Annotated in this window: 28 protein-coding genes; 4 read left to right on the forward strand and 24 right to left on the reverse strand. The window is 43.2% G+C overall.

The features are described from left to right. Positions 1 to 18: 18 nt before the first annotated feature. The 8 genes from BLW49_RS05365 to BLW49_RS05395 all read right to left on the reverse strand — a co-directional run bounded on the left by BLW49_RS05365 (position 19) and on the right by BLW49_RS05395 (position 4,170). Positions 19 to 684 carry a hypothetical protein gene (locus tag BLW49_RS05365; protein WP_090723514.1) on the reverse strand — a complete coding sequence of 222 codons (666 nt, stop codon included), beginning with the start codon at positions 682 to 684 and terminating at the stop codon, positions 19 to 21. 22 nt (positions 685 to 706) lie between these two features. After that, a complete protein-coding gene (locus BLW49_RS05370; RefSeq protein ID WP_256209583.1) occupies positions 707 to 985 on the reverse strand; it encodes a hypothetical protein in 279 nt (92 codons plus the stop codon). A 118-nt stretch (positions 986 to 1,103) separates the two neighbouring features. Next, positions 1,104 to 1,643 carry a hypothetical protein gene (locus BLW49_RS05375; RefSeq protein WP_090723516.1) on the reverse strand — a complete coding sequence of 180 codons (540 nt, stop codon included), beginning with the start codon at positions 1,641 to 1,643 and terminating at the stop codon, positions 1,104 to 1,106. Positions 1,644 to 1,797: 154 nt separating this feature from the next. Continuing rightward, positions 1,798 to 2,391, reverse strand: a complete 594-nt coding sequence (locus tag BLW49_RS05380) for an HAD-IA family hydrolase (RefSeq protein ID WP_090723519.1) — start codon at positions 2,389 to 2,391, stop codon at positions 1,798 to 1,800. A gap of 40 nt (positions 2,392 to 2,431) precedes the next feature. Further along, on the reverse strand, positions 2,432 to 2,863 hold the full coding sequence (locus tag BLW49_RS05385; RefSeq protein ID WP_090723521.1) for a hypothetical protein: 432 nt from the start codon (positions 2,861 to 2,863) through the stop codon (positions 2,432 to 2,434). After that, positions 2,860 to 3,261, reverse strand: coding sequence for a nucleoside 2-deoxyribosyltransferase (locus BLW49_RS05390; RefSeq protein ID WP_090723523.1), 402 nt, complete (start codon positions 3,259 to 3,261; stop codon positions 2,860 to 2,862). The genes BLW49_RS05385 and BLW49_RS05390 overlap by 4 nt, the downstream gene beginning before the upstream one ends. Positions 3,262 to 3,413: 152 nt before the next feature. Continuing rightward, positions 3,414 to 3,542 carry a hypothetical protein gene (locus BLW49_RS29090; protein ID WP_256209584.1) on the reverse strand — a complete coding sequence of 43 codons (129 nt, stop codon included), beginning with the start codon at positions 3,540 to 3,542 and terminating at the stop codon, positions 3,414 to 3,416. 91 nt (positions 3,543 to 3,633) lie between these two features. Then, positions 3,634 to 4,170 carry a DUF1572 family protein gene (locus BLW49_RS05395; protein WP_090723524.1) on the reverse strand — a complete coding sequence of 179 codons (537 nt, stop codon included), beginning with the start codon at positions 4,168 to 4,170 and terminating at the stop codon, positions 3,634 to 3,636. 155 nt (positions 4,171 to 4,325) lie between these two features. Here BLW49_RS05395 and BLW49_RS05400 point away from each other — a divergent pair, with 155 nt between their 5' ends. Beyond that, on the forward strand, positions 4,326 to 5,048 hold the full coding sequence (locus tag BLW49_RS05400) for a metallophosphoesterase family protein (protein ID WP_371264520.1): 723 nt from the start codon (positions 4,326 to 4,328) through the stop codon (positions 5,046 to 5,048). An 80-nt stretch (positions 5,049 to 5,128) separates the two neighbouring features. Further along, positions 5,129 to 6,475 carry a CYP152 family fatty-acid peroxygenase CypC gene (locus tag BLW49_RS05405; protein ID WP_090723527.1) on the forward strand — a complete coding sequence of 449 codons (1,347 nt, stop codon included), beginning with the start codon at positions 5,129 to 5,131 and terminating at the stop codon, positions 6,473 to 6,475. Positions 6,476 to 6,511: 36 nt separating this feature from the next. On the opposite strand, the gene BLW49_RS05410 is transcribed toward BLW49_RS05405, so the two are convergent. From BLW49_RS05410 to BLW49_RS05470, 13 genes are all read right to left on the reverse strand, one after another. Beyond that, positions 6,512 to 6,868 carry a hypothetical protein gene (locus tag BLW49_RS05410; RefSeq protein ID WP_256209587.1) on the reverse strand — a complete coding sequence of 119 codons (357 nt, stop codon included), beginning with the start codon at positions 6,866 to 6,868 and terminating at the stop codon, positions 6,512 to 6,514. Positions 6,869 to 7,017: 149 nt separating this feature from the next. Further along, on the reverse strand, positions 7,018 to 7,431 hold the full coding sequence (locus BLW49_RS05415; RefSeq protein ID WP_090723529.1) for a GNAT family N-acetyltransferase: 414 nt from the start codon (positions 7,429 to 7,431) through the stop codon (positions 7,018 to 7,020). Positions 7,432 to 7,457: 26 nt separating this feature from the next. After that, the gene (locus tag BLW49_RS05420) at positions 7,458 to 7,958 is read right to left on the reverse strand and encodes an NUDIX domain-containing protein (RefSeq protein ID WP_090723530.1); all 501 of its coding nucleotides are present in this window, start codon (positions 7,956 to 7,958) and stop codon (positions 7,458 to 7,460) included. A 68-nt stretch (positions 7,959 to 8,026) separates the two neighbouring features. Continuing rightward, positions 8,027 to 8,617, reverse strand: a complete 591-nt coding sequence (locus tag BLW49_RS05425; protein WP_090723532.1) for a GNAT family N-acetyltransferase — start codon at positions 8,615 to 8,617, stop codon at positions 8,027 to 8,029. Between the two features lie 31 nt (positions 8,618 to 8,648). After that, positions 8,649 to 9,443: a VanW family protein gene (locus tag BLW49_RS05430; protein WP_090723533.1), complete on the reverse strand. Its 795-nt coding sequence runs from the start codon at positions 9,441 to 9,443 to the stop codon at positions 8,649 to 8,651. A gap of 342 nt (positions 9,444 to 9,785) precedes the next feature. Continuing rightward, positions 9,786 to 10,187: an RDD family protein gene (locus tag BLW49_RS05435; protein WP_090723857.1), complete on the reverse strand. Its 402-nt coding sequence runs from the start codon at positions 10,185 to 10,187 to the stop codon at positions 9,786 to 9,788. Positions 10,188 to 10,344: 157 nt separating this feature from the next. Next, positions 10,345 to 10,845 (reverse strand): YcxB family protein, encoded by a 501-nt coding sequence (locus tag BLW49_RS05440; protein ID WP_090723535.1) that lies wholly within the window; start codon positions 10,843 to 10,845, stop codon positions 10,345 to 10,347. Between the two features lie 139 nt (positions 10,846 to 10,984). Continuing rightward, a complete protein-coding gene (locus BLW49_RS05445; RefSeq protein ID WP_090723536.1) occupies positions 10,985 to 11,170 on the reverse strand; it encodes a hypothetical protein in 186 nt (61 codons plus the stop codon). A 27-nt stretch (positions 11,171 to 11,197) separates the two neighbouring features. Continuing rightward, positions 11,198 to 11,500 (reverse strand): hypothetical protein, encoded by a 303-nt coding sequence (locus BLW49_RS05450; protein ID WP_090723537.1) that lies wholly within the window; start codon positions 11,498 to 11,500, stop codon positions 11,198 to 11,200. Positions 11,501 to 12,111: 611 nt separating this feature from the next. Beyond that, a complete protein-coding gene (locus BLW49_RS05455) occupies positions 12,112 to 12,663 on the reverse strand; it encodes a GNAT family N-acetyltransferase (protein WP_090723539.1) in 552 nt (183 codons plus the stop codon). Between the two features lie 235 nt (positions 12,664 to 12,898). After that, a complete protein-coding gene (locus BLW49_RS05460; RefSeq protein WP_177178650.1) occupies positions 12,899 to 13,573 on the reverse strand; it encodes an RNA polymerase sigma factor in 675 nt (224 codons plus the stop codon). 120 nt (positions 13,574 to 13,693) lie between these two features. Continuing rightward, positions 13,694 to 14,917: a M56 family metallopeptidase gene (locus BLW49_RS05465; protein ID WP_090723542.1), complete on the reverse strand. Its 1,224-nt coding sequence runs from the start codon at positions 14,915 to 14,917 to the stop codon at positions 13,694 to 13,696. A gap of 10 nt (positions 14,918 to 14,927) precedes the next feature. Beyond that, positions 14,928 to 15,287, reverse strand: a complete 360-nt coding sequence (locus tag BLW49_RS05470; RefSeq protein ID WP_090723544.1) for a BlaI/MecI/CopY family transcriptional regulator — start codon at positions 15,285 to 15,287, stop codon at positions 14,928 to 14,930. 263 nt (positions 15,288 to 15,550) lie between these two features. On the opposite strand from BLW49_RS05470, the gene BLW49_RS05475 reads away from it, so the two are divergent. After that, positions 15,551 to 16,621, forward strand: coding sequence for an SDR family oxidoreductase (locus tag BLW49_RS05475; protein WP_090723546.1), 1,071 nt, complete (start codon positions 15,551 to 15,553; stop codon positions 16,619 to 16,621). Between the two features lie 55 nt (positions 16,622 to 16,676). On the opposite strand, the gene BLW49_RS05480 is transcribed toward BLW49_RS05475, so the two are convergent. The 3 genes from BLW49_RS05480 to BLW49_RS05495 all read right to left on the reverse strand — a co-directional run bounded on the left by BLW49_RS05480 (position 16,677) and on the right by BLW49_RS05495 (position 19,054). Then, positions 16,677 to 17,048 carry a winged helix-turn-helix transcriptional regulator gene (locus BLW49_RS05480; protein ID WP_090723548.1) on the reverse strand — a complete coding sequence of 124 codons (372 nt, stop codon included), beginning with the start codon at positions 17,046 to 17,048 and terminating at the stop codon, positions 16,677 to 16,679. A 531-nt stretch (positions 17,049 to 17,579) separates the two neighbouring features. Next, positions 17,580 to 18,377: an SDR family oxidoreductase gene (locus BLW49_RS05490; protein ID WP_090723549.1), complete on the reverse strand. Its 798-nt coding sequence runs from the start codon at positions 18,375 to 18,377 to the stop codon at positions 17,580 to 17,582. Between the two features lie 368 nt (positions 18,378 to 18,745). Next, positions 18,746 to 19,054 carry an ArsR/SmtB family transcription factor gene (locus tag BLW49_RS05495; RefSeq protein WP_090723551.1) on the reverse strand — a complete coding sequence of 103 codons (309 nt, stop codon included), beginning with the start codon at positions 19,052 to 19,054 and terminating at the stop codon, positions 18,746 to 18,748. A 187-nt stretch (positions 19,055 to 19,241) separates the two neighbouring features. Between BLW49_RS05495 and BLW49_RS05500 the strand changes: the two genes are divergently transcribed. After that, positions 19,242 to 20,615 carry an MFS transporter gene (locus BLW49_RS05500; RefSeq protein WP_090723554.1) on the forward strand — a complete coding sequence of 458 codons (1,374 nt, stop codon included), beginning with the start codon at positions 19,242 to 19,244 and terminating at the stop codon, positions 20,613 to 20,615. Positions 20,616 to 20,815: the final 200 nt, after the last annotated feature.

Below are 20,815 nucleotides of genomic sequence, written 5' to 3' on the forward strand. Positions count from 1 at the left end.
GCATTATTTAATTGGTAATTATAGTGATGATGTTTCTTTCAAGTAATTTACTAGTTCAGTAGAAGGTGTGGCAACCATTTTTCGATATTCATCAGTACGTTTTCCATTCGTATCGTATGATATTTTGACATAAACATTTTTATAAATATTATTTATGTTTTTGGATAGTTCCCCTTCTTCTTTCAAGACGTATCCCCGATATAAACTTAAACCAAATGGTTTCTCGTTTGGTTTGAGTATATTCTTTTTAACATTATCAGGATTACTAATTGAGATTAAATCATAGCTTTCTAAGTTATTTATCATTTCTGGTTCAAGAGTGAATGATATTGTGATATTTTCCATTTCTTCTTTTACATTATTAACTAAGACATCGTAAACGATCATATTAGCATCTTCACCGCTTTTAAAAGTTGAAGTTACCGTCAGATCATAATTTACTGGTTTCGAAGATTCAGAAGCTTGATCTCTAATAAAATCATCAAGCTTTTCTAATTCTTCTATCTCATTGTAGCCATTAGAATAAAAGCTTGTGTTAGTATTGGAAGAACATGCTGTTAACGTAAATATTATTATACATACAAGTAAATAAAATCTCGGATGAAATCTACTCATCATTTTCCCCTCACACAATGTGTAAAACAAGTGATTATGCTGCTGGCTGTTTTTTATCTGCTTCTTCATTGAAAATATAGCTCTCATAAAGCTACTTGAGCGTAAATCCTTTGCCTATAACAGTTTCCTTATCCAAGTCAACATAGACTACGAGATCACCCGAAGTATTCGTACCGGTATGATTGAAAGTCACAGCATAAACTTGATCATTGCCAACATTACTATACATATAGGAGTTGTTCTCCTCATTAACTCTTACTTTCTCTACGCTTGAATCCTTCGGGCTGGCAGGTATTAAAGCTTGTTCTTCATCTGTAAGGCTACTGAATGCCACCATTTCGATCGGTGTCTGTTCATGAGTTGAAATCAAACTGCAGCCTGCTAAAGTTGGTAAGATCATTAATAACAACGAAATAAAAATGTGTTTTTTTATCATCAACACTCTCCTTTGACTTCCTCAAAAGTCGTTCTTCAACCATAGACCCACGCTAAATATAGCCTCGTTGATGAAGGAGCTTAAGGTAGGTTGCGTAATTTTCATTACCTAGATGGCATTCTTCTTCTCGGAGGCCTCTTAATATGTATAATTCCTGCAGTAGCTGCTGGCTCATCCCCTGAAGTGTAAATCCGGTAATGTATTGTTTATCTGCACTTTCTATAATAATGCGAAGCAATCTGCCCTGCCTGATCTTTCTCCACAGCCGTTCTGCACCCGTCAAGGAATCCTCATCGGAAGGGACCGTTGCATGAATTGCCTGCATTTCTTTTATCATTTCTTGCTCTTGAGATGTAAAGATGGAGGATAGAATTTGACTGTCGTTCACATGATAGATTTTTACGATATGATTGTAATGGATTAGAGGGTCTTTTTTCAGGTCGGATACTTCCAATGGGTTCACAACAACAACACCATATTTACTTTTCAATAGATGATCTGCTTCCTGAAGAGTATACCGCAGCGGCAAATTAGATGCCTTAAACCGCTCATGCAACTCGCTGATTTCGATATCCACGTTTTCTATATTCAAGTAAACTCCCCCTTTGAACTACTTTATTTCCTCAAAGTGTTGATCATAGCAGCTTCAATCCTCAGACTAGAGCCTCACTAACTCGGCAAAAACATCAGAGGTTGTTCAAGCTCACATACTACCGTATTCATTTAGAAAGCGGAAGATGCCTGGCTCAGCACTTCAATAGTTCATTGACAGTCTTAGTCCACTGTCCTGCCGAATCTGCCAAAATGGTCTCCCATCCCATCTCTCTAGCAGGAAGCAGATTACGCTCTTGATCATCTACAAAATAAATCTCATCGCTATGCTCCAGCCTGCCGTGCAAAGCGTTGTAGATAGCAGCACCCGGTTTACACATCCCAACCTCACTCGAAATGGTACAGGATGTGATGTAGGGCATGAGCGGTGCCAATACAGGTGATAACCATTCATGTCTATGATTACTTAGAATATGTATGTTTGCTTTTTCAGACCATTTTGCTACCCATTCCGCAGCAGGCAATAGCCTCAAATGGGTTTGCAGCATTCGCCTCATGACCTCATCACTGTGGTCTATGTCACTGATCTGCCTTCTTATCCAAACGTAGAATTCCGCTTCCGAAACACGCCCAGACCATAACGACTCCCTGAGCTCTTCTTTAAATTTGCGAACAACACTATTGCCAGAGACTATATCTGATAACATCAGTTCACTCCAGTAGCTGGGCGACAAATTTGCCGTGATGACGCCTCCGGCATCAAGCACAAGCTGTGGTTTAGGGTTCATTGGGGTGATCATCCTCCCAGATATGATTAGTCCTCTTCAATTACTTCGGATCCACTTCAAGCTTGACTACATAAGTACCCGTACCAGCCGGCCATTCTCCGTAGATCACGATGAAATAGGTCCCCGGCTCAGAAGGGGTTCGGATCGTATTATCCTTTACAGGAATTGTGCTCCGCTCCATATCTGTCACTTGCGCGACCGAATACTCGGAAGGCTGAATAGAGAATGAGAGGATCATGTCTGTGCTTGGAGCCACTTTATATCCCTCATATTGATTGGCTATTTCCGTTGGTTCCGGCGCATCTGCTATCCCACTCGTCCAGACATACGAGCCTTTATGAAAGAGAAGCTCCTGCTCATCCAAGCGCCCAATCAGATCCGGAGGCTCCGTTAGAAAGAAGGACCTGGATGTGATGTAAATGACGGCAAGGAACAACAACACTCCCACAGAAATAAGCAGCCTCTTCTTCATTTTATTTTTACTCTCTCATATTTGGATACAGATTCTATCAAATTCTCAATCGTCCCTACAAATCGTTTGACTTCAGGCAAATGATAGAACGTACTGGACTGCTCCGGTTCATAGACATGTTCTGATTCTGAGTATATCCATACTTCCTTTCCTGTACCCAGGGCAATACCCAGCTCAATATGACTTCCCTTGCCTGCAGGCATCATCATAATGAACACATCGGAACGGATGACTCCTTCCATTTCCGCTTCTCCAATTGCAGCGAGCTCTGCATGCGTAGTAGCTTTCCCATGTCTGGTCCAATCATAGGTATGTGTATGCCCTCTCAAGACAAGCTGTTCAGCAGTGTAATGAACATGCTCCATGTTTCTAAAGCTCGAAGCAATATAGAATCTCATAAGTTCCCCCTGATACGTTAATATCTAACCATTAGATTATATTGAAAATATTGGATTTTATATTATATTCTACACGATTGTCTACAACTCAAAAACCCCCGCATTCACACGCGAGGGCATTCAAGCTGAAGCTTATATTCTAAATCACTATCTTATACATCTACAGCGGTAAAGTTACCAAAATAATAGAGCAAAAATGAAGCTAACAATAGAACAGCAACAATAATTCCAACAGTAATCTTCTTCTTGCGTTTGGTTAGGTGTTCTCTATTTCCTGCCATATGAAGTCTCTCCCTTAATTGTTCATCTTGATAGATATATAAACGTTTGAAGAGAGTTATAAACGAAGGCAGGACCGAAATTCATTCCATTCTACTTTCTTTTTGGTATGGAAGCCGTAATGAAATCCTGATCTTTAAACATTTTGGCAAGGTATAGCATCTGCCCCAAATGTTCTGAAAAATGCGTTGCACACGTAAGCAGAACTTCCAGGTTACTCCGTTCCTTATTCCGAATCACCTGTGTTTTCATCCAATCTTCTTCACTCATTCGCTCAATGGTTTGTCTAACATCTTGGTAAGATTCCTTTGTGATCTCGATAAGCTCATCTCTTGTACGGGATAACACATCGAATTCGGCGTCTCTGTCTCTCGTTACATCGGATCCCCGAATACCTCGACGAACGCGTTCATCCACATTGCCGCTGATATGCACAACCAAGTTGGCAATGCTGTTGGATGCTTCATTGCAGCGATAGTTCACCTCATCATCATTCAACTGATGAAGCACATGCAAGGTTCTTTTCTCGATATCATCGAGCTTTGTACATAGCACTTCTTTAAACAAATGAATATCCATTTGGATCATCCCTTCCTGCTCATCGATGAATTTTACTAGAGATAATAGCATCCTCCCTGTTGCAGTCCATTCCTGAGCTGAGTATATTTATCTTTAGTTATAGAAAAAAACGCCATTTCCCTCTATTTGATATATAATTTCTTTTAGCAATATCATAGGCCGCACGAATAAGATATATCAGGAAAGGAGAGCTTGCTATTCGAACCTTGGTCATCAGTGATATTCATGGCTGCTACGATGAATTTAACGCATTGCTGCATTTAGCAAATTACATACCAGAGCAGGACAAGCTCATACTCCTCGGCGATTATGTAGATCGCGGACCGAACAGCAAGGAAGTACTTAACCAAATCATACAGCTTCATCAGGATTATGGTGTCGTTACACTAAAGGGGAACCACGATCAACTGTTCCTGGAGGCGATGCTGCTGCAGGAGGATGATCGCTGGCTAAAAAACGGAGGATACCAGACGGTCGAGAGCTACATGGGCCCTTCCTACTTCGAAGATCATTACTTTAACAAAAATGCCTACGCAGAAGCAAAGGCCTATATTATGGAGCATTATCCTCATCACTTGGAATTTCTTCAAGCCTTGCCTTATTACTATGAAACGGATACCCACTTGTTCGTCCACGCAGGCATTAATCCATTCTATGCAGATTTTAGAGAGCAGCCGAAGGATGATTTTATATGGATACGCGATCTCTTTCATGATCAGCCCACCAGTCTCGATAAGCCGGTTGTATTCGGTCATACGCCGACGGTGCATCTGCATGAATCTCCAGAAGTGTGGTTCCAGAAGGACAAAATCGGTATTGACGGTGCGTGCGCCTATGGCAAACAGCTGAACTGTCTCGAAATTGCGAAAGACGGTACCTATAACACCTATGCTGTCTCCAAGGGAACCAAGCTTCCTGCAAGTACATAAAGCCTTCTGTCTTGTTTAATCCTACCGTATAAGGGTACTAAAATGATGTATGTCTCATTTTGACCTTAATTAGGAGGTGGATGCAGGTGGAAGAAAAGAAGCTCTTGCCTAAAGAGGAAGGCCTAGATCACAGCTTAAGTGTGCTGCGTGAAGGCTACCTATACATAACGAATCGTACAATCGGGTTCCAATCGGATATTTTTGAAACACGCCTTCTTGGGGAACGCGCAATCTGTATGCGGGGAGAAGAAGCTGCGAAGTTGTTTTATGATAATGATAAATTTGAAAGAATTGGCGCTGCACCGAAGCGGGTCATTAACACTCTTTTTGGTGAAGGCGGCGTTCAATCCTTGGACGGAGAAGAACATCATCATCGCAAAAACATGTTCATGTCCGTCATGTCCACAGAAGCCCTTGCCCAAATGCGGACGATCACTCGCAAGCATTGGGCCCTTGCCGCTCAGCGGTGGGAGACTATGCCGAAGGTACAGCTCTATGAGGAGGCGCAGGAGCTCCTGTGCCGAGCTGCCTGCGAATGGGCAGGCGTGCCTTTGCGAGAAGCCGAAGCACAAGAAAAAGCAGCCTGGTTTGGCTCCATGATTGAAGCCACCGCTGCGATCGGTATCAAGCATATGAAGGGGAAGAACGCCCGCTCTAAGGCGGAGAAATGGATTAGTGGCCTGGTTGAGCAAGTCCGTACAGGTGAAATCGAAGCACCCGAACAGAGCACACTCCACACGTTCGCCATACACCGTGATCTGAAGGGAGAGCTTCTCGATTCACAAACAGCTGCCGTAGAAATCATCAACATCCTGCGCCCGATCGTCGCGATCGCTATATATATCTGCTTCACAGCACTGGCGGTCATTCAGCAGCCTGAGGAGCGCAAGAAGCTGGCGACGGCAGAAGAAGATTATCTTCAGAATTTTGTGCAGGAGGTACGCCGTTTCTATCCCTTCTTCCCGTTCCTGCCTGCACGTCCAACCAAGGATTTTACTTGGCAAGGGTACGGATTCGAGAAGGGTGTTCTTACTCTCCTTGATCTGTACGGTACGAACCATCACCCGGATCTGTGGGATAATCCTGAGAAGTTCAGACCGGATCGCTTCCGGAATTGGAATGGAAGTCCATTCAATTTTATTCCGCAAGGCGGCGGAGATCACTATACAGGACACCGCTGTGCCGGTGAATGGATCACGATCGAAATCATGAAGGAAAGTCTCGATTATCTTGCGAACAAGATGGAGTATGACATCCCTCAGCAGGATTTGAGCTTCAGCTTTCATGAGATGCCCTCTCTGCCGCACAGCCGCATCGTCATGATCAATGTGAAGGCAGTAGGGGATGTTTTAAGCAGTAAGGTTACTGTAGAAAATAAAAAGATGGACGTAAACTTTTCTACGTCCATCTTTTATTTTCTGGCTTAATTCAACTTAATGTTGATTTAGGCTCAAAAATGGGAGTTACACTCCCGAAGTTACTTTTTTCTTTAATTTTGACTCAACTATAAGAACGAAAGGGTATGCAACTATTAAAATGAGGGTGCAAAAAGTAGATTTTTCAAAAATGTCTCGAAACTTATCCTGAGACCAGCCGTCATCACCAATAATTGAGTACGCCACTTGATTTGATATTCCAATTCCATCGTTTGCTTCTGGAATTTGGCTTTGAGTGTAGTTTTGAGCAAGACAAACAACAGCTACTATGGATAAAACAATAGCTAGGGCGAAACCTTTAGAATATGGATTTGAAATCCTGACTTTTCTAAACGTAAATATTGAGACAATAATAAAAATGAGAGATACAAACATAAATAACATCCTCACACCTCCGTTCTTACAATGACTGAAATGAGAAGATCCCTGCAATGACAGCAATCACATACCCTAGAAAAATCAGTAAACCGATGATGAATAGAATTCTAAACTTTCTGGTTCTTCCATCTAATATTGCTCTGTTTTTCATCAAATTATTGCTCCTCTTCCCTTGATCTCCACAAGCCTCCTCTACATCGCTTAAATCCACCTTCTATGTAAAATGATTCATGCTGATCTGCAAAAGTTACAGTTACTATAGGTATTCGTGCATCCTCTGCCGCATGCAGCAAGGCCTGAACCAACTGCTTGCCCAGGCCCTGTCTCTGAAAATCCGGATGAATCATAATATCCTCCATATAACCATGCTCGAGTCCTGTCCCGGTAATATAACCAAATGCAATAAGCCTGCCGTTCATATCTCGTGCACTTCCCCATAACAAACATCGCTTGAACAAAATCGGATAATCCTGCTCTCTCCTGTCCCATCCGACAGACTGCCGCAAATCAGGCACTTCATGATCTTGAATCGAATTATTAATTAAAATTGTAACTACAACAGAATCCATAGCTGCTTCCTCCCTTTTCGCTAATCCTAAAATATGAGGGGGTCCTTCAGTTCCGACCATTGCATTAAGGGTTTTCCCAGCTTATTTAGGGTAATCGTCCCCACCATAATGTGCTGACTGGAAGGACTGGTGAGGTAGTGCTCCAGCATGAAGCTATTAATTCTGGACATTGTGAGATGAGGCAGTTCCTTTTTCGGTACCCAGATCAGCTCTCCTTCATCACAAGCTGCTAGATCTACCATATCCGTTTTACCAAAGTACACATACTGGAGTCGTATCTCGCTATTCTTGATTCGATGTAAAATATACTTCAGCTCTAAATCTATGATATCCTTGCTCTTGATGCCGGACTCCTCATACACTTCACGAATACACGCCTCTTTGGGATGAGACAGCTCCTCCGGTTCGAGATGACCCCCGAGTCCGGTCCAGAAGGCCTCGTCATGAAGCCGGCTTCCTAATCTTTTTAGCATAAGCACTTTATCCTCGTTAAACAGGTACGCTGTTGCCATCTGCCGAACTTCCATAGATCTTCCTCCTAACTACTTCAACAATTTCGCAATACTGCCGTTAACACCTAATCTGCTGGCAGCTTCTATGTATACATCCGGCGCAGGCTTTCCTTTGGGCACTTCCTCTCCATAACATACTCCCTTTTGAGAATAGAATATAGCGCAGCATCTACCGCTGACTTATTCTTCATCAAGCCTTCGCGTAGAACCCCCTCTTGCTTAAATCCGGATTTATCTAGCAATTGTCTTGAAGCGCTATTATCAACATGGACTAGGGCCTCTACTCTATTTAAAGCCATCTGTTTAAAGCCATAAGTCAATATTGCAGAGACGGCTTCTTTCATGAAGCCCTGACCCCAGTATTCTGGGTGAAGATCATATCCAATCTCCGCCTTTAGATGCTTCTTCTTCAAGTTATGATAACCGCATGTACCGATCAGTAGATCAGATGATTTCAACGTTATGCCCCAGCGAACCACCTCTTGCCGTTCATATCTGTCCTTCCAATTCTGAATTAATGCAAGAGCCTGATCTCGATCATCGAAGCTCTCCAGATCATAATATCTCGTTACTTCATCACGGCTGAAATAGGCAAATAAAGCTTCTACATCGGTATACTCAATCGACCTAAGAATAAGTCTATCTGTTTCAATCACAGGTAAGGTAAAAACCATAGATTTAATCCTCCCTTGCATATGGGCATGGTTATTTCAATAGCGGCTGATACATCATCAATGCGTGATTCTCGGTAATATACTGGTCGTCTACAAGCTCCTCATGAAGATTAAAGACCCGCCTGTGCAGAACATTATGGCGCATGTAACCTCCCCAATATTCTTGAGTGATTTTATGCTCCTTCTCATAGACTTCATATTTAAATTGTTGTGGAATTACACTGTTCCAGCTGCCGACGAGCTGTTCTTCTGTCATATATAGCTTTAGCTGATAAGGAAATGTAGTGGGGTTATATATTCGCAGGTCCAAATAATTATAGGCACAGGTAGCTCCGCTTCCGAATGGCTGACTTCGGTTAGAATCCGGAAATACATCATAGCTGTGTCTGTGACGCTCGGTGACCACCAGTGGCGTGTGAAGAGTGATCCAGTAGATGAGGTTAGACAGCTGACACAGTCCGCCGCCTAGACCGGGCTTAAATCCCCCGTAGAAGAGAACCATGCCCTCTACATATCCTTTTCTACGGGATGGGTTGCCAATCCGCTTCCAATAGGACAAGGTCTCTCCTGGATGAATAATGATCCCATCGAGCTTAGGAATCGCAATCTCCAGATTCTTAATCTTGTTGAATTGAAGCCACATCTCTACATTCTTCAGGCGGCGAAGGAGCGGGGTCTGGTGTCTCGCCAGTTCATGAGGATAAATCGTGCTGCTCTGTTCTTTAGCAAAATTAGTCCTGCCAAAGTACCACTCTGTATATCGTTTTGATCGATAATAGGCTGTACCCAGCTTGATGCGAAGCTTCGATCTTGGAACAGGTTTCAAATGATCCCCTCCTCTAACCTCATTTAGACATCTCTTGATACAACAGAATGACAACCCTAGAAAATCGTATTCAAAAATCCTACAGTATTTACTTTATACACCGTGCCATCTTCTAAGAGCTTATATTTTATCTCACGCTTGGTGAAAATCATGCCGCTAAAGGTAGTCCCAGAATCGAGAATCATTTGTCCGTCTTTCACACAGCCAAGTCCATCCAGGTAATTATATTGATCACATGAAATACCGTGTTCCTCATGCAGCCAAGCATAATAATCTTCTTGTGTTGACCCGCTTCTAGAGTTCTTCGTACAAAACCCTTAGCGTTTTGAGCTATCCCTTTTTTTAGTTGCGTACGACTTCGGTTCCTGCAATAAAATCATGAAGGGAGCGCTTATCCTCTCGGATCGCTACCATCAGCACACTGACAATCGTTCCGATTCCAAACGTGATCGCATAGACCAGACCGGAAACAACGTCTCGCAGCAGCATCGTGCCAATCCCGGGAGGTCCTTCGTCCGATACCTTGCGAATCTTAATTCCGCAAATGTATTTCCCTATGGTATACCCTCTCCAAAATACAGGCAGAAGCAAGGAATACAGAAAGCTAACCGTATCATTCAGCCAATTCTCTTCTACGTTCCCAACAATGAAAGAGGTCACAAATGCCAAAGGAATACCCACAATAATTGCATCCAGCAAAATAGCTCCAAAGCGAATCCAAAACCCAGCCGGTTCGTTTACCATGCCATCACTCCATTCGTAAGCATCTTCTAAGATTGTATTCAGAATGATCATTCTTAATTTACAATAACGATGCGACAGGGGTATAAGTTTCGTTTGAATAAAAAAAAGCATCATCCGAATCAGATGAGCTTTTCTCATAATGATGGAGCAATCATTGTTAACCCCAACGACGGTTGGCGTACTTCTCCACTAATTGTCTAAATTCCGTTTGCTGCGCAGTGTTAGCAAATCCTCTTTTCGGAACACCAATGCCCTGCGTATCATTCACAAACACATAGAAGTATTGAGGATCTTCACGAAGATGCGCTACCTTGCTCCATGGGTAATTCGTTTGGTTAATCGAGGTTGTTTCCGTAAAGCCCTGATCGTTTACTTCAATCGTATGCTCACCGATAAGGCCTTTGTTCGTCTTCACATGTCGCTGCACCTTTAGCTTCACAGAAAAAACAACATAGAGATCCGCAAGTATCCCAATAAGCAGACCTAGTATTATCGAGACCTCCCAAGATCTGCCGAGCACTTTTAATGCAGCGCACATCAGGATCGGCAATAGGATCATGACCAGGAGGATCATATTCTTAAATTGAGGCATATGAAACATCACATACTTATTGAGCTCCCAATAATCGTCTTTTGTAAAATCTATGCTAATCTTCATCTACAGTACTCCTCTTGCCTATTCAAGATTCAAACCAGTGACAGCTCGCTTCTGCCAACTCTTACAATGATACTCTATTGTAACTGGGTAGCACCAGTATTTTAAGAGATTGCTGTGGCAATAAATTTTTCCTATGTGATCATTGGTCTATAGAGTCCTGACGAGGTGCCCGCATTTCTTCATCTCTTTTTCTCAGATATTCATTCATCTCTCTTAATTCTCTTAAGATGAGCTTGTTATATCTGGTGTTCTTGGAATCATCAATTGCCAGCTTAATGATGAAAAAAGTAATAATAACCCCTATAATCCAAATAATAATACTCAACTTAATCCCCTTTCCCTGGTACCCTTGTTAGTTTTGATCACTTGGCATTGTACTTTTGAACTTTTCCCAAGCTTCAGTGGGCCCAAATGCATATCCGTCCATTATACTGTATTTGGTATCAAAATCATCGGATTTAATCCATATCGTGCTGAAATCCTTCGAAATATGAATGGCCCCTGCCGTCCGTGGCACTTTGTCTTCCCCCCATTGCACTATGTGATGAATATAATCCGTACCATCCAGGTCTGCCGTGATGGGATATGTCAAATCCTGATCTACTGTGACACTGCCGACAATTCGATGCTCGCCGGAGAGCCGTTTATACCGCACACCTTCTATATGGATCGTTGTATTCTGCTTATATGAATCTTCTGTGGAATAAATTAAGCTATCGAATGTCCGCTCAAACAGAGTTCCCCGATGATACAGGACAAGGCCAAGGATAACTAGGGCAAGACAGGCGAAGATAACATATTTCTTATGTGGGGTGACTTGATTTGCAGTAGAAATGTTTGACCCTCCTCTTTAGAATTGCACACTAAAATGGCCAAAATGATGTACCCCGGTTCCGAATTTAACAAGATCGTTCTCTTTCATGTACGTTGTCGCTCTCGTTACTTCCTCTAAAATGCTAGGGTCAAGTCCTAATGTATTATGAGAACCACACACCATCTTGACACCTCATCGTAGAAGCTTCCTTTTAAAAATAAACACCCGTACTAATCGCTCAACATGCTGTTGTTATATAAAAATATAGACCTCTTATCAATGGCAAGTATAAGATTATCACTAACCTAACCTTTGGCTTAATATAAAAAGGAACAGCTACCAACTGGCAACTGCTCCTGACTGTTTTAACTAACGTTTGCCATTAGATGAACTAAGGCATCCATCCTTTTCGCCAGCTGCCTTCGTGAAATCTATCTCATAGATAAATCTTTTCAGTATTGAAATTCCTCTTTCAATAACCCCAGCACAACAGTATCATAGTACTTTCCATCAACAAAAGAATGGTTCCGCATCCGTCCCTCGACAACAAAACCGCATTTTTCATAGGAACGAATAGCTCGCTCGTTTCCACTCCAAGTATCAAGCTGCACACGGTTTAAGTTCATCGTTTGAAATAAATAATGGATCAGTGTCTTAAGAGCATCAGATCCAAATCCTTTGCTCCAATACTCTTTGTCACCAATCCCCATACCAATCGTGCACCGCCGTGCAACAATATTCATTTCACGGTAGACAATGAAACCAATATGCTTTGGATTTTCCTCCTGCGTATAAATGGAGAATTCACCTTTTTCCCGTCGATCAAGTGTTCTAATTTCCTTTTCATACGTGGACTCGATCTGGTCCAAGGTAACATGACTATATCGGAATAAGTCCGTGCCTGCACTCATTTTGGCAAACTCTTCATCGTTCCGCCATTCGAACGTCCTTTTAAAATCCTCTATCGAAACAGGGCGTAGCTGGACTTTTCTTCCCGTAATCAAGAGTGTGATCATCCTTCCATTTGTTCTTTTCAATTCTTGTAGCAAAATCAATAAAATGATTACTTAACGATTATAGCAAAAGTTGGTGAGAGTTCCATTATAACTAAACCTGCTCGTTCGCTATAAATGAAAAAGAGCAGCAGCGTTCAGGAGAAGAATTTGTAAATGTAAACAAAAAAGCCGCTAAATTAGCGACTTTCAATAGGATTATGTCTTAATCCTCCGGACATACTTTTCATACCATTTCTTCCACCCTAACAGCTTGCTGTATCCCATTGATTGAACGAATACTTCTTGTGTCAGAACCCAGCCCCATCTCGCCTTCTTTCAATGTGTCCGTTAGAGGGTAAGACAATCCGGCCAAGAGATAGGGCTTATCCAATATTTTAGCTTTTAAACGATGTAGCCCCGAGTATAAACGGCTTTTTACTGTACTAGGTGTAAGATCCAGGAGCTCTGCAATATCTTTAAGCTTCATATCCTCATAGAAACGAAGCATAACGACCTGCTGCTGTGTATAGGTAAGCTCATAGAGCAATATCCGCATTTCATTTGATGTCTCCCACTGAAGAAACTGTTCCTCTGCATTCACATGGGGGTCGACCTGTTCAGGCAGTTGCTCTCTTACTAGTGCCTCAAGTACGGCAGATTCGCTTACCCAGTAATCACGGCATTGATTTATCAGCACACGGTAAAGCCAAGCTTTTACATGCTTGAGCTCCCCTTTATCGCGTAAATGCCTGATCAGCTTGATGAAGGTTTCCTGGACCGCATCCTTGGCTCTTTCTCGATCTCTTAGCAGCCTAAAGGCATATTGAAGAAGAGGTCCATGAAACCGGACAACCATCACTTCAAAAGCCTCCTGATCTCCTTCGCTTATTTTCCGTGCCAATTGTTCGTCGGTCACCATGCCATTCTCTCCTTCTCCTTCAAAGTCCTCTGGCGATGAAGCGTATTTCATTCCAAAAGAAATATCAGCAAAAAACCGGAAACAGCAATAACTGCTCCCGGTTCCTTAATTCTAGATGAACTAATTTTTGATCTCGAGCGTGTGGGTAAACTTATGAGACTGGCCGTTTGCATCCTTGATGATGATCGACCCACCTTGCTGGGTATACTCTTCCACGGTCAGCTTTTGTGGTTTGCCATCCACATTCACTGTCAGCTCATATTGTACGCTATCCACTTTCTCATCGAGTTTACCTTTTGATCCCTTTTCCTCCAGTGCCTCATCATCACCAGTTGAACTGAGCACGTCCGTTTCATCCGCCTTATCGAAGGTTTGGGATAAATCACCTGATGGTTTGCTCGCCTCTGTGGCAAATGCAGTGGTTACGCCGATAACGGCCACCAGTGAAAGTACGGTAGTAAAAACTGTCAATTTTTTAAAATTCATAATGGATACAATCCTCTCTTCAACGCTGTCTGCGCTGAAGCCGCTGTGGGTTGCGGCCATCCGTCCGCCACGCTCAGCTGCCCGGAGCAAGGACAGAGCATAGGCGGAACGCTGTTCTGGTCCAAACTTGCACAGTACTCGCTCATCGCAGGCGAGCTCCAAATCTCGCTTCATCAAGCCGTACATGAGCCATACAAGCGGGTTGAACCAATGTACACATACCGCAACCAGCATCAACAGCTTCCATAACGCGTCCAGTCGTTTAATATGAACAAGTTCATGGGCGATGACAAATCTTAATTGCTCTTGATCGTCATAATTATAGCCCTTCGGAAACAAAATACACGGTCTAAAAATGCCACAGGTAGTTGGGCTGCCGACCCGGTCGCTCGTCAGTATCCGGATCGGGCGCAGAGGCAATCTCTGCTCACTTAGGACCTCTGCTAACGAAGAGGTAACAGCTATCGGCAGCGCACTAGCAGCGATATGACGACTTCTAAAATAGCCAAGTGCAAAGTAAACCGCCAGCAGCAACGCGACGGCCAGCCAGATCACCATAAACAGACTTGTCCATTGTACTGCGTCTTCAGCTGCGGTGGTTCCGGCCATTATCGTCACAATCTTCGTTATCCCATTCTGCCCTCCTGGTACCGAGTCTGTCTCGGAGGATGTCGCCTGCAACAGATGCTGCACACTGAGCGGTGATGCGATCGGCAGCGGATTGAGCAGAATATACAGCGCACCTAGCCACAGCAGCAGAATGGCAGATTTGGGCAATCGGTGCAAAGCAAGAGTCCGCAGCGCTACGGTAATTACTATAAGTATGCCTGCGGACAGGCTCATCTGCATCAAGTTCATGCCATCCACCTCACTTGTGCTCGTCTACGAGCTTTCTCAGCTGCTCGAGTTTTTCCTTCGTCATACCCTTGCTTTTGATGAACGAAGCAAAAAACTGCTCGGTCGATCCGTCAAAAAGCTTGTCGATCAGTTCCCCGGTTTCTTGTTCCAGCACTTCTTCCTTCGAAATCAGTGGCACACAGACAAAGCCGGGCTCCTGCCGCTCGATCGCTCCCTTCTCCACACATTTCTTGATGACGGTGTACGTCGTATTACGATTCCAGCCAGTTTCCGCTTTCAGCAGTTTGGCCAGTTGCCCCGCGGTTTGTGCGCCTTCCCGCCATAGCACATCCATCACTTTCAATTCAGAATCAAACAATTTAAAAGACATAGGCCTATTCTCCTTCTTAATTGACTATTGCAATAGTCTGTCGACAAGAAATATACTATCAGAGTAGTCACACTGTGTCAACAGCTTCAAATATCTGATGCTAATAACTAGAGAAACTGCTACCGTCGTCAATCAAATCGTTAAACAAACTGTTACATTTCCCAAATATTACTTTTAAGTAACTATATGAGTTCAAAGTGCGTACTTTTCTTCAGTTCCCCTCCCACTCATAATAGCTGTTATAAGAGAAGGAGGAATACTTTATGGAACACTTTGAAATGAAAGCAGATAAAACCGCTCTTGTAGTCGGAGCTAACGGAGTCATCGGACGGAATCTTATCGACTATCTGTTAACACTCCCCGAATGGAATATTATTGGCGTTTCAAGACGTGGCGGCAAGAACGAGGGTCGGTTACGATATGTAGCAGCAGACTTGCTTAATGAAGAGGATACCTATGAGAAGCTGGGCAATCTAACCACAGTCACACATATCTTTTATGCGGCTTATCAAGATCGCCCTACATGGGCTGAACTGGTTCCTCCTAACTTAGCCATGCTTGTAAACGTGGTCAATGCAATCGAACCGATTGCCCCGAACCTTGCACATATTAGTCTTATGCAAGGCTACAAAGTGTACGGAGCACATCTCGGTCCCTTCAAAACACCGGCACGGGAGACGGATGCCAACCATATGCCTCCCGAGTTCAACATCGATCAACAGCAATTCCTCGAAGAGCGCCAGCCAGGAACCTCATGGACGTGGTCGGCCCTTCGTCCGTCTGTCGTTAGCGGGTTTGCATTGGGAAATCCGATGAACCTCGCGATGGTTATTGCGATTTATGCTTCGATGTCCAAAGAGCTTGGCCTGCCGCTTCGTTTTCCCGGTAAGCCAGGCGCTTATAACAGCCTGCTGGAAATGACCGATGCAAACTTGCTAGCTCGCGCGACAGTCTGGGCTGCAACAGATGAACGTTGCGCGAATCAGGCATTTAATATTACGAATGGTGACTTATTTAGATGGAATGAGCTTTGGCCGAAGATCGCGAAATTTTTTGAACTCGAGACCGCCCCTCCGCTACCTATGGCATTAGAGGTTGTCATGGCTGACAAGGAAGCTCTATGGGACTCCATGGTGGAGAAATATGATTTAATGAAGAATAGCTATAAGGACGTTTCATCCTGGAAATTCGGGGACTTCGTGTTCTCTTGGGATTACGACTTTTTCGCAGACAGCTCAAAATCTCGCCGTTTCGGCTTCCATGAATTCGTCGATACGGAAAAAATGTTTATGGACATCTTTGAACAATTCCGCCAGCGCAGAGTGATTCCATAAATAACTTAGAAACTTGCCATACCGGTTCCTTATAATCAGGGACCGGTTTGTTATCTCATTCGTCCGATGGAGGCGGTTCAAATAATACCTTTCCTCTATCCCCATATACCTTATCGATGTGCGTATCTCCCCATCTGCACATGAGATGAAGGATCTCTTTTAGGCTCCAACCATAGTCCGTCAACTCATATTCGACCTTCGGCGGCACTTGGTTATAAGAAATACGGAACACGACTCCATCATCTACGAGTTCCCCTAGCTGCTGAGTCAGCACTTTTTGGGTTATGGCAGGCATCAGGCGCTTCAGTTCGCCATTGCGCCTCTTTCCAAACGTGAGATGGAACAAAATAACCGGCTTCCACTTGCCACCGATTACTTCTAGAGTAGCTTCTACCGCAGTGTTATAAATTTTATCGGGCTGCTGCATAATCTGAAATTCCCCCTTCACTTCAATGGTTACCCTAATCCGGCAACGGAACTCTGTTTAATGCCGGTTTGTTGTTGAAACTAACGTTTCTACGTTAGTTGAATGCTTCATAGAATTAAATGCAAACATTATTTCTGCTTCACAAACCAATTCATTGTTTACCATTGCGATGCCCGTTCCTTTGACAATCCCTTGGTTCGGGTCACTTCGAATTCAATATGGAGCTGCCCCCCTGTTTTACTTGCTTTTTGAACCGACAATGATCAATACCAGTCAGTAACCCTAACTTATGGTTATTGCTCTCTAAAGATATCTATGGGGAATAAGCTTTTTAATTTGATTAATATCCAGCATGGATTTCCTCCTCTAATATTGGCTTATAACCATTCTAACGTCATTTGGAGGAATCAGCCATTTTTTAACTAACCTACCCATTAACTTAAAGAAAAAGGAGCAGCTGCCAATCGGCGAACTGCTCCTGACTGTTTTGAACTAACGTTTTTACATAGCTTAATAAGATCTCTCTTCTTATTAGAAGCAGAACCCGCCTCTAGAATGAATAATTTGTCCGGTGATCCATTGGGAATCGTCGCTCGCCAGAAAAGCAATCAGACGGGATACGTCTTCAGGAAGACCGATTCGGCCCATCGGAAATCCCGGTAGCATGGCACTTTTCACTTCTTCTGACATCCACCCCGTATCTGTAGGCCCGGGATCAACCGCATTTACAGTAATGTGAAACTGTGCAAGTTCAGCAGATAGACATTCTGTAAAGGTGGAGACGGCAGCTTTGGTTGCGGCATATGCGAGATTACCAGGCATCGGACCCTTGCCTTGGCCGGACGTGAGATTGATGATCCGGCCGCCGCTAAGGATCTGACGGCTGGTTAGTTCAACCTCCAACATACGCGCAAATTCGGCAGAAAGCATGAACGTACCTCGAATATTCATGGCACAGTGCGCATCGATAAGTGATGCATTTAATTGACGAAAATCAGCTGCTACGCTATAGGTAGCGTTGTTGACGAGAATGGTCGGCAGTCCAATAGAAGACCGGCACGCTTCAAGCACTCGTATTGGAGAGGTGGGATCGGTCAGATCGACCTCCATATGTGCTGCCTTAATGCCATAGGAGTGTAGCTCTTCGGCGAAAAGATTCGGCCAGTTCTTGTCCGCATCTCCCGGGTTCTCATTCTTATCGTATTCGTGGAAATGAGTATAGAACACATTAGCGCCTTCTTGCGCCAATGTACGGCAAACGGCTGCCCCGATACCTCTTGGGCGGCTTGTGCCTGTTACGATAGCGGTTTTTCCATTTAGTTTGGTCATTTTATTTCCTCCGTTAATAAGGGAGGGAGAATACCATTTTCATTGGAGATAGGGTGATCCCAGGTATAGCAAAAAGCGGATACATCAAGTATCCGCGCCCGAGTTTGAATAAAAACGGTTCCTCGCGTCCCTTGAATGGTTGCAGATCGACATAACAAACAAGGCATATGGTTATGACCACAACACCAAGTCGAGCGATCTATTTAAGATATAACCATTACAAGGAAGTCCACATTATCCTGCGAGTCCCCTTTCCTACATCTCCAACTCAAATATTATAAGCTAGACCCCGAACTGTCAAGAATACATGCTAACCTGCCCGTTAGTTGAACAAAAGCACCCAATTTTTTTGCTTATCTCGAATATCTTCACTCATTTTCATAAACATTTAGTATGGAATCTATTAACCCAGGAAAGCGCTCATTAAGGTCTTCTGTTCGAAGCGACAACAGACGTTTGGTTCCTTCAAAACGAGTATAAATGATTCCAGATTCCCGAAGTGTCCGAATGTGTTGTGACCTTGTAGAATTCGCAATAGGAACGTCAAAATTTTTACAAGCCTGCTCTCCACTTCTATGCATTTGTGCCACCATGTGAAGACGAATTGGATCACTGAGTGCATGCAAAACTGCTGGCAGCATGAAGTCTTTACGATCTGGATGATGTAGTGATTTCATTGAAATTCCCCCATTATATTCCTATACCTAATTATTAGCTGATGTGAGCTTACACTTTAATCTAATGTCCAAAAACAAATTCATGTTGTATTTTACAATACCACGTTATATACTTCAATTGTTCGCTATTTTACGAACAATAAAACAAAATGTATACATAAGTTATATAACCAGAAGGAGAGATCGTATGAGTTCAGAAAAAAATTCCTCGATAGTTCAATCCGAGCAACCACTTTTAGCCCGAGAAGGCTTTACCATTGTTGCCATATGTATTGCTATTGTATTGGCACTTATGAATACGTCCATGTTTAATTTGGCGCTGCCTAGTATCATCTCAGATTTCAATATTTCCTCCTCCACAGCTTCTTGGATTGTGTCCGGATATTCAATTATGTTTGCAGTTTCGTCGATCACATTTAGTCGTTTATCTGACTTCATACCACTCAGACGACTGCTGAATATTGGAGTCGTTGCTATCGGACTGGCTAGCTTAATCGGATTCTTTAGTGGTAGCTTTGTTACATTGCTTTTATGTCGGATTGTGCAAGCAGCTGGCGCGGGGGGGATTATTTCCCTATCTATGGTAATTTATACGCGTTATATACCTATAGAACGCCGTGGCGCTGCTATGGCCATCAATATGTCTGCTGTATCACTAGGACTTGGTGCAGGACCAGTTGTCGGCGGAGTAATTGTCGAAAATTTAGGTTGGCACTGGTTGTTTATTTTAACTTCATTGGTCTTGCTGCTGCTTCCATTATTTCTTACGTTGCTTCCTAAAGAGTCGCCACAGGCTGGTTCTTTTGATTTGATTGGTGGTATATTCCTTGCTTTAGGTACGACTTCATTACTTCTATTTACAACAAACCAGAATTGGATTATGCTTATCGCCGGACTCGTTGTATTAATACTCTTTGTTATGCGAATTCGTAAAACCCCGGAGCCATTTGTACTTCCGTCACTATTTGCAAACCGCCCATTTCTAATACTCGTTTTACTAGGAATGACAGGTTATATATGTAATTTTGCTACTTTGTTTCTCTTGCCTCAGATCTTAACTCAGAATTTCAGCTTTACACCCGGAAATGCAGGATTAATCATTTTTCCTGGTTCGTTACTTGCTATCCTCGCTTCACGCCAAGTGGGGCGAGTAATTGACCGTTACGGAAATCGTATCTTTTTGAAGTATGGACCTATATTATTGTTAATTTCTACGATCCTCTTCGCTTTTTTGATTGGGCACTCTTGGATAGGAGCAATGATTACCTATATGATTCTTAGTCTGGCATTTACAGCACTCTCTAGCTGTTTATCCAACGAAATCTCACGTGTACTAGACAGGAAGTATATAGGTTCCGGAATGGGTTTATATCAACTTCTTCAGTTTTTCAGTGGAGCCTTTGGGGTCGCCATAGTAGCCATTGCTTTAGAAAAACAGCAACAACTCACCTTGGCCACAGCATATACAAATATATACTTGGGATTATGTGTGTTAGCAGTCGTTGGTGTTGTTTCTGCTATCATCTATAGCAAAAGTGGAAGTTTCACACAAACAAACTGAGGCCGTCAAATAAATTTCATTGAATAATCGTTGTAATCGATTAGGAGGGGGCGGCTAGCGCCCGTCCTCTCACACCACCGTACATGCGGGTCCGCATACGGCGGTTCCAAAAGGTTAACAAAGTTCTAAATAACGTGAGAGCAAACTTTTCAGCCCTTTCTCTTTCCAATAGGAAGTCAAGCTGGGGATCCGATCATATT

The sequence above is a fragment of the Paenibacillus sp. PDC88 genome (genome assembly GCF_900106725.1).
In the GTDB taxonomy this organism is placed as follows: domain Bacteria; phylum Bacillota; class Bacilli; order Paenibacillales; family Paenibacillaceae; genus Paenibacillus; species Paenibacillus shunpengii.

Coding starts and splice junctions, on each gene's coding strand:
- BLW49_RS05365 (WP_090723514.1), bottom strand. CDS start 684: ATGAAGAAGCAGATAAAAAACAGCCAGCAGCATAATCACTTGTTTTAC.
- BLW49_RS05380 (WP_090723519.1), bottom strand. CDS start 2,391: ATGAACCCTAAACCACAGCTTGTGCTTGATGCCGGAGGCGTCATCACG.
- BLW49_RS05385 (WP_090723521.1), bottom strand. CDS start 2,863: ATGAAGAAGAGGCTGCTTATTTCTGTGGGAGTGTTGTTGTTCCTTGCC.
- BLW49_RS05390 (WP_090723523.1), bottom strand. CDS start 3,261: ATGAGATTCTATATTGCTTCGAGCTTTAGAAACATGGAGCATGTTCAT.
- BLW49_RS29090 (WP_256209584.1), bottom strand. CDS start 3,542: ATGGCAGGAAATAGAGAACACCTAACCAAACGCAAGAAGAAGATTACT.
- BLW49_RS05395 (WP_090723524.1), bottom strand. CDS start 4,170: ATGCTATTATCTCTAGTAAAATTCATCGATGAGCAGGAAGGGATGATC.
- BLW49_RS05405 (WP_090723527.1), top strand. CDS start 5,129: ATGCAGGTGGAAGAAAAGAAGCTCTTGCCTAAAGAGGAAGGCCTAGAT.
- BLW49_RS05410 (WP_256209587.1), bottom strand. CDS start 6,868: ATGTTATTTATGTTTGTATCTCTCATTTTTATTATTGTCTCAATATTT.
- BLW49_RS05415 (WP_090723529.1), bottom strand. CDS start 7,431: ATGGATTCTGTTGTAGTTACAATTTTAATTAATAATTCGATTCAAGAT.
- BLW49_RS05420 (WP_090723530.1), bottom strand. CDS start 7,958: ATGGAAGTTCGGCAGATGGCAACAGCGTACCTGTTTAACGAGGATAAA.
- BLW49_RS05425 (WP_090723532.1), bottom strand. CDS start 8,617: ATGGTTTTTACCTTACCTGTGATTGAAACAGATAGACTTATTCTTAGG.
- BLW49_RS05435 (WP_090723857.1), bottom strand. CDS start 10,187: ATGGTAAACGAACCGGCTGGGTTTTGGATTCGCTTTGGAGCTATTTTG.
- BLW49_RS05440 (WP_090723535.1), bottom strand. CDS start 10,845: ATGAAGATTAGCATAGATTTTACAAAAGACGATTATTGGGAGCTCAAT.
- BLW49_RS05460 (WP_177178650.1), bottom strand. CDS start 13,573: ATGGTGACCGACGAACAATTGGCACGGAAAATAAGCGAAGGAGATCAG.
- BLW49_RS05465 (WP_090723542.1), bottom strand. CDS start 14,917: ATGAACTTGATGCAGATGAGCCTGTCCGCAGGCATACTTATAGTAATT.
- BLW49_RS05470 (WP_090723544.1), bottom strand. CDS start 15,287: ATGTCTTTTAAATTGTTTGATTCTGAATTGAAAGTGATGGATGTGCTA.
- BLW49_RS05475 (WP_090723546.1), top strand. CDS start 15,551: ATGGAACACTTTGAAATGAAAGCAGATAAAACCGCTCTTGTAGTCGGA.
- BLW49_RS05480 (WP_090723548.1), bottom strand. CDS start 17,048: ATGCAGCAGCCCGATAAAATTTATAACACTGCGGTAGAAGCTACTCTA.
- BLW49_RS05490 (WP_090723549.1), bottom strand. CDS start 18,377: ATGACCAAACTAAATGGAAAAACCGCTATCGTAACAGGCACAAGCCGC.
- BLW49_RS05495 (WP_090723551.1), bottom strand. CDS start 19,054: ATGAAATCACTACATCATCCAGATCGTAAAGACTTCATGCTGCCAGCA.
- BLW49_RS05500 (WP_090723554.1), top strand. CDS start 19,242: ATGAGTTCAGAAAAAAATTCCTCGATAGTTCAATCCGAGCAACCACTT.